Origin of the sequence: Bradyrhizobium sp. NAS80.1 (assembly GCF_001908205.1) — a bacterium.
GTDB lineage: Bacteria > Pseudomonadota > Alphaproteobacteria > Rhizobiales > Xanthobacteraceae > Bradyrhizobium.
In genome coordinates, this window is record NZ_LGHL01000088.1 from 1 (window position 1) to 14,456 (window position 14,456).

Annotated in this window: 11 protein-coding genes and 1 pseudogene; 7 read left to right on the top strand and 5 right to left on the bottom strand. The window is 63.6% G+C overall.

Annotated elements, in window-relative coordinates:
* The 7 genes and pseudogenes from AC629_RS20610 to AC629_RS20640 form a co-directional block, all read left to right on the top strand.
* On the top strand, positions 1-306 hold a 306-nt coding region (locus AC629_RS20610), incomplete at its 5' end, for an amidohydrolase family protein (protein ID WP_143199302.1).
* Between the two features lie 155 nt (positions 307-461).
* Positions 462-1,914: pseudogene (locus tag AC629_RS20615) on the top strand (NAD-dependent succinate-semialdehyde dehydrogenase).
* 485 nt (positions 1,915-2,399) lie between these two features.
* Positions 2,400-4,004: an ABC transporter substrate-binding protein gene (locus AC629_RS20620; protein WP_084806837.1), complete on the top strand. Its 1,605-nt coding sequence runs from the start codon at positions 2,400-2,402 to the stop codon at positions 4,002-4,004.
* A 17-nt stretch (positions 4,005-4,021) separates the two neighbouring features.
* Entirely contained in the window at positions 4,022-4,963 is a 942-nt protein-coding gene (locus AC629_RS20625; protein ID WP_084806838.1) for an ABC transporter permease, read from the top strand.
* Positions 4,960-5,883 carry an ABC transporter permease gene (locus AC629_RS20630; protein ID WP_084806839.1) on the top strand — a complete coding sequence of 308 codons (924 nt, stop codon included), beginning with the start codon at positions 4,960-4,962 and terminating at the stop codon, positions 5,881-5,883. Before AC629_RS20625 ends, AC629_RS20630 begins: the two co-directional genes overlap by 4 nt.
* 19 nt (positions 5,884-5,902) lie before the next feature.
* Positions 5,903-6,892, top strand: coding sequence for an ABC transporter ATP-binding protein (locus AC629_RS20635; RefSeq protein ID WP_084806840.1), 990 nt, complete (start codon positions 5,903-5,905; stop codon positions 6,890-6,892).
* On the top strand, positions 6,889-7,881 hold the full coding sequence (locus AC629_RS20640; protein ID WP_084806841.1) for an ABC transporter ATP-binding protein: 993 nt from the start codon (positions 6,889-6,891) through the stop codon (positions 7,879-7,881). Before AC629_RS20635 ends, AC629_RS20640 begins: the two co-directional genes overlap by 4 nt.
* Positions 7,882-7,910: 29 nt before the next feature.
* On the opposite strand, the gene AC629_RS20645 is transcribed toward AC629_RS20640, so the two are convergent.
* The 5 genes from AC629_RS20645 to AC629_RS20665 form a co-directional block, all read right to left on the bottom strand.
* Positions 7,911-9,119 (bottom strand): ABC transporter substrate-binding protein, encoded by a 1,209-nt coding sequence (locus AC629_RS20645; RefSeq protein ID WP_084806842.1) that lies wholly within the window; start codon positions 9,117-9,119, stop codon positions 7,911-7,913.
* A gap of 32 nt (positions 9,120-9,151) precedes the next feature.
* Positions 9,152-10,894 carry a class I adenylate-forming enzyme family protein gene (locus tag AC629_RS20650; protein WP_084806843.1) on the bottom strand — a complete coding sequence of 581 codons (1,743 nt, stop codon included), beginning with the start codon at positions 10,892-10,894 and terminating at the stop codon, positions 9,152-9,154.
* Between the two features lie 399 nt (positions 10,895-11,293).
* Positions 11,294-11,581, bottom strand: a complete 288-nt coding sequence (locus AC629_RS20655) for a YciI family protein (RefSeq protein ID WP_084806844.1) — start codon at positions 11,579-11,581, stop codon at positions 11,294-11,296.
* Between the two features lie 96 nt (positions 11,582-11,677).
* Complete coding sequence (locus AC629_RS20660) at positions 11,678-13,213, bottom strand: glucosamine inositolphosphorylceramide transferase family protein (protein ID WP_084806862.1); 1,536 nt, start codon at positions 13,211-13,213, stop codon at positions 11,678-11,680.
* A 29-nt stretch (positions 13,214-13,242) separates the two neighbouring features.
* Positions 13,243-14,418, bottom strand: coding sequence for a glycosyltransferase family 4 protein (locus AC629_RS20665; RefSeq protein ID WP_084806845.1), 1,176 nt, complete (start codon positions 14,416-14,418; stop codon positions 13,243-13,245).
* Positions 14,419-14,456: the final 38 nt, after the last annotated feature.

The window sequence follows — 14,456 nt, forward strand, 5'->3', positions numbered from 1 at the left end:
CTGCAAAAGTTCGTGGAGCTGACCGCGACCAACCATGCGCGGATCTATGGCCTCTATCCGCGCAAGGGCTCGATCGGCATCGGCTTCGATGCCGATGTCGTTCTATGGAACCCCAAGCTGGCGAAGCCGATCCGGCAGGCCGATCTGCACCACGGCTCGGACTACACGCCCTGGGAAGGGGTCGACATCACCGGCTGGCCCGTCACCACCATCGTGCGGGGCCGGGTGGTGTACGAGCACGGCAGGCTCGTCGGCGATAAGGGGGCGGGCGAGGTGCTCAGCCGCGGCAAATCGAGCCTGGTGTGACAGCGACATGATGTTGCGGGGGACGCCAGGCCGCCTCTTGCGCATACCACCTCGCGATGTCAGGGCATCACTGGTCCCTTTTCGCCGGCTGCCTTTCAGTGTAGCTCTGCGCCCACTTATTAGGCGGCGGGCACCAATCCTGCCGCCGTGAAATCATGCAGGAGACAGCAGGGATGTACCCGAAAGTTCAGATGTTCATCGCCGGCGAGTGGACCGACGGCACTTCCGGCAAGTCGGAGGACATCCTCAACCCCGCGACCGGCCAGCCGATCGGCAAGACCCCGCACGCCTCGCGCCAGGATCTTGACCGGGCGTTGGAGGCGGCCAAGGCCGGCTTCGAAGTCTGGCGCAAGACCTCGCCCTTCGATCGCTACAAGCTGATGCGGAAGGCCGCCGACATCATCCGTTCGCGCGCCGCCGAGATCGCGCCTGTTATGACCATGGAGCAGGGCAAGCCGGTCGTGGAAGCCCAGGGCGAGACCATGCTGGCCGGCGACCTCATCGACTGGTTCTCGGAAGAAGCTCGCCGCGCCTATGGCCGCATCGTGCCGCCGCGGATGGGCAATGTCTCCCAGCTCGTGACCAAGGAGCCGGTCGGCCCGGTCGCTGCCTTCACGCCCTGGAATTTCCCGATCAACCAGGCGGTGCGCAAGATCTCGGCCGCGCTCGCTGCGGGCTGCTCGATCATCGTGAAGGGACCGGAAGAAACCCCGGCGAGCTGCATGGAGCTGGTGCGCGCCTATGCCGACGCGGGCATTCCCCCCCGGCGTCGTCCAACTGGTGTTCGGCGTGCCGGCGGAGGTGTCGGAATATCTCATTCCGCATCCGATCATTCGCAAGATCAGCTTCACCGGGTCGACCGCCGTCGGCAAGCATCTGGCCGCACTGGCCGGCTTGCACATGAAGCGCGTCACCATGGAGCTCGGCGGTCACGCGCCGGCGATCGTGTTCGCGGACGCCGACCTCGACAACGCCGCGAAGATCCTGTCGGCCAACAAGTTCCGCAATGCCGGCCAGGTCTGCGTCTCGCCGACGCGCTTCCTGGTGCATGAGAGCGTCTATCAGCCCTTCGTCGACAAGTTCGTCGCGGCAGCCAAGGGTCTCAAGGTTGGCAATGGCCTCGACAAGGACACGCGCATGGGTCCGCTGGCGAACCCGCGCCGTGTCGATGCGATGGAAGGTTTGGTCTCCGACGCAGTCCAGCGTGGCGCCAAGGTGCAGGCCGGCGGCAAGCGCATCGGCAATGAAGGTTTCTTCTTCGAGCCGACGGTGCTGACCGACGTGCCGCGCGATGCGCGGATCATGAACGAGGAGCCGTTCGGACCTGTTGCGCCGATCACGTCCTTCCGCAGCTATGACGAGGTGGTGGCCGAGGCGAACCGTCTGCCTTACGGCCTTGCGGCCTATGCCTACACGACCTCGACCAAGACGATGCAGGCGATTGGCGCCGACATCGAGAGCGGCATGGTGTCGATCAACCACCACGGTCTCGCTCTGCCGGAAGTGCCGTTCGGCGGCATCAAGGATTCCGGCTATGGCTCCGAAGGCGGCCTCGAGGCGATCGAGGGTTATCTCAACACCAAGTTCGTGACCCAGGCGAGCGCGTAAGAGATCTGTAGGGTGGGTTAGCCGCAAGGCGTAACCCACCCTTTCCCCCGCTACTGAAAGCAAAGAGGCGGGTTACGCTTCGCTGGCGCCGCATCGCTTCGCATTGCAGCGCGCCAGCGACATGCGAGTGGGCGTGCTGCTGCCTGTACTCCGTCATTGCTTCGCTGCGCTCGCAACGTCGAGATCGTAGCCCCAGCGTACTTCCCTCGGTTTGTCGACCTTTCCCACCGACAAGGGGCTCCGCGAAAGCGACATTCCGTTTCCGACCGTCAGCCACCATCCTAACGCGGTGCGCTAGCCCCGTGACTGCACCATCGTGCAGCGCAACGACGGTCGCCCTTTGCTGCCTCGACCGGCCAAACAGCGCCGATATCCCGCTAGCGAAGGCGCGGCTGGTGGCATACCATTTGCAGGCCAAAGGGCTCCGGTTTCACCCCGCTCTTGGCCAACGAAGGCCGGCATCACGGCATTACTGGGAGGACGTCATGGATCGCAGGACCGTATTGAAGGGACTGGCCGGCGCGGGCGGTCTGGCATTGACCGGCGGCCTCTCGGCCCCGGCGATCGCGCAAGGCGCGGCTGCGCGCACCCTGCGTTTCGTGCCCCAGGCCAATCTCGCCAATTTCGATCCGATCTGGGGCACGCAATATGTCGTGCGCAATGCCGCGGCGCTGGTCTGGGACACGCTTTACGGCATCGATGCGCAGCTTCAGCCGCAGCGTCAGATGGTCGAGTCCGAGGAGACCACCGACGACGGCAAGACCTGGACGTTCCGCTTAAGGCCCGGTCTCAAGTTCCATGACGGCGAGCCGGTGCTGAGCAAGGACGTCGTCGCGAGCCTGTCGCGCTGGGCCGCGCGCGATCCGATGGGCCTGATGATCATTGCGATCCAGCAGGAATTGACCGCTGTCGACGATCGCACCTTCAAATGGGTTTTGAAGCAGCCTTTTCCGAAAATGCTCTACGCGCTCGCCAAGAACAACGCGCCGTGCTCCTTCATCATGCCCGAGCGCATCGCGAAGACCGATCCGTTCAAGCAGATCACCGAGTATGTCGGCTCCGGGCCGATGAAATTCGCCAAGAGTGAATGGGTCCCCGGCGCCAAGTCCGTATTCGAGAAATTCGCCGACTACGTTCCGCGCCAGGAGAAGGCGTCGTGGCTTGCCGGCGGCAAGCAGATGCTGGTCGATCGCGTCGAATGGATCGTGATGCCGGATCCGGCGACCGCCGCCGCAGCCCTGCAGAACGGTGAGGTCGACTGGTGGGAGAACCCGATCGCCGATCTCGTACCCGTGCTGAAGAAGAACAAGAATATCAGCGTCGATATCGGCGATCCCCTCGGCAACATCGGCTCGTTCCGCATGAACCATCTGTTCGCGCCGTTCAACGACGTGCGGGCGCGGCGCGCGGTGCTGATGGCGCTCAGCCAGGAAGACTATATGCGCGCGATCGTCGGCGATGACACGGCGCTCTGGAAGCCGCTGCCGGGCTTCTTCACGCCGGATACGCCGCTCTACAGCGAGATGGGTGGCGAGATCCTCAAGGGCAAGCGCGATTTCGATGCCGCTAAGAAGCTGCTCGCCGAGAGCGGCTATTCCGGCCAGCCGGTCACGTGCCTCGTGGCGCAGGATCAGCCGATCACCAAGGCGCAGGGCGACGTCACGGCCGACCTCCTCAAGAAGCTCGGCATGAATGTCGACTTCGTCGCCACCGATTGGGGAACGGTCGGCTCCCGCCGTGCGGCGAAAACGCCGCCGGGGCAGGGCGGCTGGAACATGTTCCACAGCTGGCATGCCGGCGCCGATTGCATCACGCCCGCCTCCTACACCGCCATTCGCGCCAATGGTGACAAGGCATGGTTCGGCTGGCCCACCAGTGCCGGCACCGAGAAGGAGGTCACGGCCTGGTTCGACGCCAAGAGCCTTGACGAGGAGAAGGCCGCGGTCGGCCGCCTCAACAAGGCGGCACTCGATGACGTTGTCTACGCACCGACCGGTTTCTTCCTGACCTACACGGCCTGGCGCAAGAACGTCTCCGGCGTCGCGAAAGGCCCATTGCCGTTCTTCTGGGGCGTGTCGAAGTCCGCTTGACGGTGCGGTGAGGCGATATGCTCTCCTACATCCTCCGGCGCATCGTCGCGACCTTGCCGGTCATGGCCATCGTCGCGCTGTTCGTGTTCAGCCTGCTCTACATCGCGCCGGGTGATCCGGCCGTCGTGATCGCAGGCGATCAGGCGAGCCCGGAGGACGTGGAGCGCATCCGCCAGAGCCTCGGTCTCGACCGCCCGTTCCTGATCCAGTTCGGAAGCTGGGTCTGGCGTATCCTGCACGGCGATCTCGGTACCTCGATCTTCACCAACCTGCCGGTCTCGACGATGATCGGGCAGCGTCTCGGACCGACGCTGTCGCTGATGATCGTCACTCTGCTGCTCACGATCGTGGTCGCGGTGCCGCTCGGCGTCGTGGCGGCGTGGAAGGCGGGCAGCCTGATCGACCGCGCCATCATGGGCTTTGCCGTGTTCGGCTTCTCGCTACCGGTCTTCGTCGTCGGCTACATGCTCGCCTACATCTTCGCGCTCGAGCTCGAATGGCTGCCGGTGCAGGGCTATACGCCGCTTAACGAGGGCTTCTGGCCGTGGCTGGAGAACCTGATCCTGCCCGCAATAGCGCTCGGCTGCGTCTATATCGCGCTGGTCGCGCGCATCACCCGCGCCGCCATGCTCGAAGTGCTGCAACAGGACTATATCCGCACCGCGCGCGCCAAGGGCCTCGGGCAGGGCGGCATCCTGTTCATTCACGCGCTCAAGAACGCAGCGGTGCCGATCGTGACCGTGATCGGGATCGGCATTGCGCTCCTGATCGGCGGCGCGGTCGTCACCGAAAGCGTGTTCGCGATCCCCGGCCTCGGCCGGCTCACGATCGACGCGATCCTGCGCCGCGACTATCCCGTCATCCAGGGAATCGTGCTGCTGTTCAGCTTCGTTTACGTCCTCGTCAACCTGATGATCGACGTCACCTACACGCTCGTTGACCCGAGGATCCGCTATTGACCGATACGACCGTCAATCCGCAAGCGCTGCCGGCCGGCCTCGTCCTCGCCCCGCAACTGCCCGAGCTGTTGCAGCCGGTGAAGATCCGGCGCGGCATCGTCGGCCTCTTGCGCGGCCATCCCACCGTTGCGATTGGCGGCGCGCTGCTGCTGACGCTGGTCCTGATCGCGATCTTCGCGCCTTATCTCGGAACGGTCGATCCGACCGCGCTCGCGCCCGCCAAGCGTACCAGGGCGCCGTCGGCCGATTTCTGGTTCGGAACCGATGTGCTCGGCCGCGACATCTATTCGCGCGTGCTGTTTGGCGCGCGGGTCTCGCTCACGGTTGGACTATCAGTTGCGATATTCGCCTCGGCCGCAGGTCTTGCCATCGGCATGGTCTCTGGCTTCATCCGCTGGGCCGACGGCATCCTGATGCGCTTCATGGACGGCTTGATGTCGATCCCGCCGATCCTGCTGGCGATCGCGCTGATGGCATTGACGCGCGGCAGCGTCGGCAACGTCATCCTGGCCATCACCATCGCCGAGATCCCGCGCGTCTCGCGGCTGGTCCGAAGCGTCGTGCTGTCACTGCGCGAGCAGCCTTACGTGGACGCGGCGGTCGCCTGTGGCACGCGCACGCCAATGATCATCCTGCGCCACATCCTGCCCAACACGCTCGCGCCCATGCTGGTCCAGGCAACCTACATCTGCGCCAGCGCCATGATCACGGAGGCGATCCTGTCCTTCATCGGTGCGGGCACACCGCCCACCATTCCATCCTGGGGCAACATCATGGCCGAGGGCCGGGCGCTGTGGCAGGTCAAGCCCTACATCGTTTTCTTCCCGGCGGCGTTCCTGTCCGTCACCGTGCTCGCGGTGAACCTGCTCGGCGACGGCCTCCGCGATGCGCTCGATCCGCGCATGGCCAAACGTCTCTAGCGTTACGGGACCGACCGCGATGGCGCTGCTTGAAGTCGATAACCTGCAGACCCACTTCCGCACTCCCGGCGGCATCAACCGCGCGGTCGACGGCGTCTCCTTCCACGTCAATGAGGGCGAGACGCTCGCCATCGTCGGCGAGTCCGGCTGCGGAAAGTCGGTCACCTCGATGTCGCTGATGCGGCTGATCCCGGAGCCGCCGGGCAAAATCGCAGGTACCATCCGCTTTGCAGGCAGGGATCTGCTGCAACTGCCCGACCGTGAGATGCGCGCCATCCGCGGCAACGATATCTCGATGATTTTTCAGGAGCCGATGACGAGCCTGAACCCGGTGCTGACCGTCGGCCGCCAGATCCGCGAGACGCTGATGATGCATCAGGGCCTCGACAAGCAGGCCGCCGAGGTGCGCGCCATCGAGATGCTGACGCTGGTCGGCATTCCCGAGCCGAAGCGGCGGGTGCGCGAATATCCGCACCAGCTTTCCGGCGGCATGCGCCAGCGCGTGATGATCGCGATTGCGCTCGCGTGCAATCCGAAGCTGCTGATCGCGGACGAGCCGACCACCGCGCTCGACGTGACGATCCAGGCGCAGATCCTGAAGCTGATGCTGGACCTGAAGCGCAGGGTGGGGGCCGCGATCATCCTGATCACCCACGATCTCGGCGTCGTCGCCGAAATCGCCGAACGCGTGATGGTGATGTATGCCGGCCGCAAGGTCGAGGAGGCGCCGGTGGCCGAGCTGTTCCGTTTCCCGCGTCATCCCTATACCCAGGGCCTGCTCGGCGCCGTGCCGCGGCTCGGCTCGTCGCTATCAGGCACGGCGAAGCGGCTGGCCGAGATTCCGGGGCAGGTGCCTGATCTCAGGAAGCCAATCACCGGCTGCGTCTTTGCCGGGCGTTGCTCGCTCGCGACGGATCTCTGCCGGCAATATGCGCCGGGGCTCGAAGAGAAGGGGCCCCGTCACGTCGCCGCCTGCCACTATGCCGCCAAGGGGGCCGTCGCGGCATGAGCCCTCCGCTGCTCCAGGTCAACGACCTCAAGAAGCATTTTCCGGTCAAGACCGGCCTGTTCGGCCGCAAGTCCGAATGGGTCTACGCGGTGGACGGCGTGTCGTTCGAGATCGCGCGCGGCGAGACGCTGTCGCTGGTCGGCGAGTCCGGCTGTGGCAAGTCGACGGTCGGCCGGGCGATTTTGCGCCTGATCGACATCACCGCAGGGCAGGTCATTCTCGATGGCCAGCGGATCGACGACGCCGCGCCGAGCACAATGCGCCAGTTGCGCCGTCGCATGCAGGTGGTGTTCCAGGATCCGTTTTCGAGCCTCAATCCGCGCATGCGCGTGCGTGACATCCTGGCCGAGCCGATCCGCAATTTTGGCCTTGCCAAATCATCGGCCGATCTCGAAACGCGCGTCACGGCCCTGATGGACACCGTGCGCCTGCCGCGCGAAGCGCTGAACCGCAGGCCGCATGAATTCTCCGGCGGCCAGCGCCAGCGCATCGGGATCGCACGGGCGCTCGCGGCCGAGCCCGAGCTGATTGTCTGCGACGAGGCGGTCTCGGCGCTCGACGTTTCGGTCAAGGCGCAGATCGTCAATCTGCTCCAGGATCTCCAACGCGAGTTCGGCCTCGCGCTGCTGTTCATCAGCCATGATCTGGCGATCGTCGAGCACATGACCCATCGCGTCGCGGTGATGTACCTCGGGAAGATTGTCGAGGTGGCGCCGCGCCGGGAGATCTTTGCCGCGCCAAAGCACCCCTACACCAGGGCGCTGCTCTCCGCGGTGCCGCTGCCCGAGCCCGGCGCCCAGCGCAATGCGATCATCCTCCGCGGCGACGTGCCGAGCCCGATCAATCCTCCGAGCGGATGCCGCTTCCACACCCGCTGCCCGTTCGCCTTCGACCGTTGCCGGACGGAGGAGCCGACGCTTCGCGCGACCGGACCCGAGCAGTGGGTGGCCTGTCACCTTGAAGACGGTGCGACAGCGACGGCCGGATAGCCGTCGCCGTCTAACGCATCAATCCATCACTACTCGACGGTCACGGCCGTGACCTGGACCCAGTCCTGGCCGTCGAACTTCTGCACGACCAGGCGCTTGAACGGAACGTAGTTGTCCGGCGTCGTCTTGTAGGTGGTGCCGGGCAGCAGCGAGGGGGCCGGAACGTTGTTCAAATGCGTGGCCTGGTACAGCAGGTTCTCCCGCGTCAGATTGTCTCCGCAGGCCTCGATGATCTTTCCCATGATGTAGGCGAACGAATAGACGGCAAAGCCGATCTCGTTCTTGGGGTCTTCGTTGGGAAGATACTTCTTCATGAACGCCTGATAGGCGACGACATCAGCATCCTCGGCCCATTTGGGACTCGAAACCTGCTTGTAAGGCGTTGCCGCAATGATGCCGGTGACGGCATCGAAACCGGCTGCCTCCAGGAACTGCCGGCCGACGGACGGGCTGACGACGAGCTGCAACGGCTTCCAGTCGAGCTCGTAGGCCTTCTTCATCGATTGTGAAGCGGCCTTGCCGAGCGAGACGTTGAAGAACACGTCGGCCCCGGATGACTTGAGTTGCGCTACTTGCGAATCCATCGTGGGATCGGTCAGCTCATACGTGACCTCCTTGACGATCATGCTGGACGCCTTGTCGCCGAGCCCCTTCTTGAAGCCGGACACATAGTCACGGCCGAAATCGTCGTTCTGCATGAGGATCGCGACCTTCGCGTCCGGCTTCACGGACAAGAGGTACTTTGCGAGGATCTCGCCTTCGGTGCCGTAGAGATGGAATGCCGGCGTCGACCATTTGAAAGCCTTGGGCTGATTCCACTTGTTCGCACCAGTCGAGACCAGCAGCTGCGGCACGCCCTTGCTGTTCAGATATTTCTGTACGGCCGATTGCGCTGCAGTTCCGGACGAGCCGAACAGCGCGAGCACGCCGTCGCTCTCGACCAGCTTGCGGGTCTGTTCGACGGTCTTGGGCGGCGAGAACGCGTCGTCGAGCGAGATCAGGTTGATCTTGCGGCCGTTGATGCCGCCTTTTTCCTCGTTGAGCATCCGAAAATAAGCCACCTCGGTGCGGCCCTGGATGCCGTGGATCGACAGGGGGCCGCTATAGGGCATGGTCTGGCCGATCTTGACCTCGGTATCCGAGGCGCCCTCATCGTATTTCTTTTCGGCGGCAGTTGCGCCGGTCGCAAAGAGGAGCCCGGCCGATAAGACGGCCATTGCCGACAAGAGTCTCTTCATTTCATCCTCCCGATTTTGTTTTGTTTTCACCCTCAGCCAGGTGCACTTGCCTTTGCGGCGAGTTCTTCGCGGAGCTGCCTCTTGACGATCTTGCCGCTCGCGGTGCGCGGCAGCTCCTCGATGCGGATATCGACGTGGACCGGCAGCTTGAAAGCAGCGAGCCTGGGGCGCAGATGTTCGATCACCTGTTCCTCGGTGAGGCGTATTCCGGCCCTTGCGCGAACGACGGCGCCGACGAGCTCACCGAGCACACGATCGGGAATGCCGACGATGGAGGCCTCAATGATGTCAGGATGGGTGAGCAGGGCGTCCTCGATCTCGACGCAATAGATATTCTCGCCGCCGCGTATCAGCATGTCCTTGGCGCGATCGAGCAGATAGACGAAGCCCTCCGCGTCCATCCGAACGATGTCGCCAGTTCGGTACCATCCATCACGGAATGCAGCCTTGGTTGCTTGCGGATTGTTCCAGTAGCCCTTCACGACATTCGCGCCGTAGATTTCGAGCTCGCCGATCGCGCCGACAGGTAACGGGTTTCCCGCGTCGTCGATCACCCGAAGATCGCAGCCCGGAACGGCCGGCCCTACGGAATCGGGCCGCGCGAGATAATCCTCGGCACCGTTCGACGTCGAGACCGAGGACGTCTCGGTGGCGCCATAGCCTGTGCCCCCGAACTTGCCCGGGAACAACGCGGCGATCTTCCGGGTGAGATCCGGCGATGCAGCGGCGCCGCCGTAGGACAAGCCCTCGAGGCTTGAGAGGTCTCGCCGTTGGAAGTCCGGCGACTCCAGCAATTGCCACGTCATTGACGGCACGCCGGACATACCGTTGATGCGCTCGCGCTCGATCAGCTCGAGCGCCGTTTCGGCATTCCATTTGTACATGAGAACGATCTTCGAGCCGTTCGCCAATGCCGGGATCATGATCGAGTGGCACCCCGTGACATGGAAGAACGGGACCGGAAGCAGGACCGCTTTCTGCGCGTCCGGCGGTGCGGGCAGGGGATCGCCGCGCCGGATTGCCGCGCGCGCACCCGAGAACGTGATGTTCACGAGGTTGCACATGATGTTGCGATGCGTTCCCAGCGCGCCCTTGGGACGGCCGGTCGTGCCCGACGTATAGAGAATGGTCGCGTCATCGTCCGGCTGGATGTTGCGATCCGGCGGCGGCCGGTCCGGAAGGGCGTGGTAATGCGATGGCGGGCCGATCAAATCCTCCAGCGCACTCGTTTCGCCGCGGATGCCCGGTGATGTGCGAACCGCGATGAGCGCGGCGGAGTAATCATCTGAGGGGAGCGACTTCAGACGCGCCAGGCGCTCACCATCGACGATGGCAACGATTGCGCCGGAATCGCGAAGTCCGTAGGCGAGATCGTCCGCGGTTCCCCAGGCGTTGAGCGGCACCGCAATCGCGCCGATGACCGTTGCCGCCCAAAAGGCGATGGGCCATTCCGGGAAATTCCGCATGGCGATCGCCACGCAGTCTCCCTTCTTCACGCCGTAATCATCGGCCAGCCGCCATGCAAGCGTGGATGCGGCACGGTAGTGTTGGCGAAAAGAGAGGCGTTCGTTCTCGAAGACGATGAAGGTGCGGTCGCCCCACGCCTTGCTGGCCTCGAAGATCGCGCGGAGATCGCGATGTGCCTTTTTGTAGGCCCGGACAGGACGTCCAGCGACGCTGATCGTCTCCATCTCGAACGGCGCGCCTGGCGCAGTCAGGATGCGGTAGGTCTCGTCGAGCGAGACCGCCGGCCAATCGCGTCGCTCGCCTGTCATGGGAGCAACCTGCCAGGCAGGACGACGAGTGGCGGCATGCGCTCTTCTCCGCTGAACACGGCTTATTCTGTGCACCAAGCATTGTTGGCGCGACGCCATCCTCGAAAGCGCCGCGCGTCAAAAGCTTGGGTGATCTCTGAGAGTCTGACTTGCGTTGACCTGCTGGCGAGCTCTCACCAATGCAGGAGGGGTGATATGCAAACAGCAGCTAGTGAACGCGGAAGCGGGCCAGCGTTTGTGTTTGTATCAGGTGGGGCAGGGATGACACTCGGGTGATAGTGGCATTCTGCTCCTGTTTTGCCCGACGTGTCAAAGCCATCAGCGACGCAAATTTGCATGTAGAAACAACCTCATTCTACCTTGCATGGGGTTGTTTTCGCGTTTTTAGTTTGGCCACTCTCAGCCCTGGCGGCGCAGGAAGCCAGTGATCGCGACCTTTTCCCAGATGCCGGCCGCAGCAAACGGGTCTGCGCGATTGAAGGCCTCGACCTCCGCGCGGCCCGGCGCCTCGATCAGGAACAGGCTGCCGATCATCGTCGCGCCGTCGTCGGAGACGAGCGGCCCCGACATCACGATCTTGAGGCCGAAGCGTGAGGTGTCGCTCAGGAAGGCCTTGTGGGCGTCGTAGTTGGCGAGCCGCGTCGGCAGCGCGCCGGTGCGGTCGAGGGCGTGAATGGCGAACAGCATGGTGTCTCCGTTTTCTTGGGACGGTTTTCTTGGGACGGCCGCAGAGGCGGCCGTAGCGCTGGCCCTGAGCGAGCAGGTGAGGGACGAGCTGGTCGATCAATGCGCCGAGCTTGAGCTGGTCCGCGAAGGCAAGATGGTCGATCGAGCTTGACTTGCAAAGGCGCGGGTCCAGGGTTGAATTCGCGATCCGTCGATCACCTCGAGCCGTCCGCAGCGGTTCAATGTGTGCAGCTTCCTGCCGGGCCACGCCGGTCCGGGTCGAAGGGAATGGCGGGCGATCTGCCTGAATGTCGTTGGCGACAGTTCGACAATTTCCGCCAGTCCGAGCGCTGCGCCGTATCCCTTGGTGCAATCCTGGACCGGTCGCCACAATTTGTCATTGATGGTGACGAAATTCCCCGCCGGTCGCGCGCTTGCGCGATCGATCAGGACCGGGTTGCTGGCATGGGGCAACCAGGGCCCGAGAAGGTGGTCGGCGTAGTAGATCGCAAGCGAATCCGAATAACCGCCGGTTCCGTCGCGCCAGGCTCCGAACAGATAGTTCAGCCCGTTATGCCGTGTGATCGTCACATCGGCCAGTTCCAGGCCTGAAAGCAGCGTCGCATGCCGCTCCCATTTGTCCGGAAACCGAATGCATTTGTAGAGAGCAACATCCCCATGGAGCGAACTCTCCGGGACCATCCACAACTCGCCATCGTCCTCGATCAGAAACGGATAGGACAGGTGCCATGGCTCCTCCAGCACGGGTACGACTTCTCCGACCGGCCCAGTGTCACCGAACTCGATCGCCGAAATGATTCCTTTTCCGACCCGGTGATCGAGATCTTCGAAGAAGACGAATGTTCGCCCCTGCCATGTGATGGGGAAGGGATCGGCGTAGAAGCGGTGTCCTGGATCTGCAAGGACGGTCCAGCCTGGCCCGGACAGGTCTTTGGTCTGCCAGACGCCTGCGTTCTCGCTGAAGCGCCATCCGACGTGCCAATGCGGGGCATAGCAGCAGAGGCGATAGATCTCCTTGGCGATCGATACGGCGAGACCGCGCGCGACGTAGCCGACGGGGCCTCGGCGGGCAGCGTCGGCGGCGGGACGCGCCAGTTGCGGCAGGATGCGCGGCCTTCCCGACAGGATTGCCGCCACCATGGTCAGGGTTCGCGCCATGACCGTTTCGAGCGCACCACTCAAGCCGGCCGCGATTTCCTCGGAAGGATGTCCGCGATCGAGGACTGCACCATCGACCTCGTTGACGATTTCGACGACCGGCAGGTCGCCGGCGAGAATGGCAGCGAGTGCGGCGTTTTCGCCTGCGGCTCCATTGAACAACGGACGGAGATACAGCCGGGCCGAACACTTCGGATCCCGCGCGGCGCCCGTGAAATCGACGATCACATCGGCCGTGCCGGCACCAGCCTCAGCCCGTTCCGGAGTGATCTCCAGCTTGCCGGCGCCGCTGGGTTTGCCCTTGTGCAACACCATACGCTCGAGTTCGAACAGCGCGTCGAGACCTGCGGGCCGTGACTCCGTCGTTGCCGTCCACGCGATTCGAACCGGAACGTCCCGGCCGTCGATCGAGAGCGTCTCGCGGCACATCCAGCGCCGCGCACAGTCACGTTCGCAGCGAAACTCGATGATCATGTCGAGCCAATCCATTCGAGCGCATCGGATCAAATGACCTGATTGAGGATTTTAACGTATTCCTCAACCATCGCATCTACCGAATAGCGCAACCTCAGACCTTTGGCGTTTTGGCGCAGTTCGTCGCTCAACGTTTGGTCGGTCAGGAGTCTGGAGACGGCAGCCGACAGCTTCGCATGATCTGAAGCATCGACAAAGAGTGCAGTGGGCTTTCCTTCAAAGGACAACACCTCGCGCAGCACGGGAAGATCCGTGACGACGGAGGGAACACCGGCGTTCGCGGCCTCGACCGCGGCGAGGCCGAAGGTCTCGGCTTGCGTCGGAAAGACGAACACGTCCAGACAGGCGAGAAAATCGGCCATCTGGCGCGGCGCGATTTCGCCGAGCAGATGCAATCTGTCTGACACCTTCAAATCGTCTGCCAGCTGTCTCAGCCGCGCTTCGTCGGCGCCCTGGCCGGCCAGTGCAAGGTGCCAGGACGGTTCATCCGGCAACAGACTTATCGCCGCATCAAGCCGCTTGTGCGGGTGCAGCCTTGCTGCGCAGCCGAGCAACACGCGATCGGGCGGCAGATCGAATTTCTGTCGCGCAGCTTCCTTCGACAGAGTGAGTGCTTTGTCATCGAAGCCGTGTGGGACATGCACCATCCGCGACCGATAGGCTGAGGGGTAGCGCGAATATTCGCGCTGCATGTCCTTCGAATTGAGCGTTATGCGGTCGAAGAAGCCGAGGCTGCCCATGACGATGTCGGCCGCGCGAACCGGCAAGCTCATCGACATCGCGGAGGAAACCTGGTTGGCGATAACCGGCGCGCGGCTGACGAGGCGCGACACGCCTGCGCCGATGACGTTGCCGAAATGCTGGAATGTCAGAACGGCGTCGGGCTTGCTGATCCTGATATGACGGCGGAGCGTCCACAGCATCTGCAGCAGTGTCAGCGGATTTCCCGGCCGGCTCGACGCGCAATAGAGCGTATCGGGCGGCTCATCGAATGAATCCGATTTGCGGAAGAAGAACAGATTGGTGACGCGATGGCCGCGCGCCGTCAGACCGGCACCGAGCAGCCTGGATATCTCCTGTGCACCCGCGTTCTCGGCCTGGGTCTGTACGAGAAGGACGTGCAACTTTCGCTCGCTGCCGTCTAGCCGCGCGAGTGCCGTCGCGGTCGTCTCGCCCAATTCCTTGTTCGGCTGGTAATGGAGCACGGACCTCGACCCGCTAAAGAAACGAAACCTTCACCTTC

What these genes read in the sequence shown, in the direction of transcription:
- AC629_RS20620 (WP_084806837.1), top strand. Translation starts at nt 2,400, where the DNA reads ATGGATCGCAGGACCGTATTGAAGGGACTGGCCGGCGCGGGCGGTCTG.
- AC629_RS20625 (WP_084806838.1), top strand. Translation starts at nt 4,022, where the DNA reads ATGCTCTCCTACATCCTCCGGCGCATCGTCGCGACCTTGCCGGTCATG.
- AC629_RS20635 (WP_084806840.1), top strand. Translation starts at nt 5,903, where the DNA reads ATGGCGCTGCTTGAAGTCGATAACCTGCAGACCCACTTCCGCACTCCC.
- AC629_RS20640 (WP_084806841.1), top strand. Translation starts at nt 6,889, where the DNA reads ATGAGCCCTCCGCTGCTCCAGGTCAACGACCTCAAGAAGCATTTTCCG.
- AC629_RS20645 (WP_084806842.1), bottom strand. Translation starts at nt 9,119, where the DNA reads ATGAAGAGACTCTTGTCGGCAATGGCCGTCTTATCGGCCGGGCTCCTC.
- AC629_RS20650 (WP_084806843.1), bottom strand. Translation starts at nt 10,894, where the DNA reads ATGACAGGCGAGCGACGCGATTGGCCGGCGGTCTCGCTCGACGAGACC.
- AC629_RS20655 (WP_084806844.1), bottom strand. Translation starts at nt 11,581, where the DNA reads ATGCTGTTCGCCATTCACGCCCTCGACCGCACCGGCGCGCTGCCGACG.
- AC629_RS20660 (WP_084806862.1), bottom strand. Translation starts at nt 13,213, where the DNA reads ATGATCATCGAGTTTCGCTGCGAACGTGACTGTGCGCGGCGCTGGATG.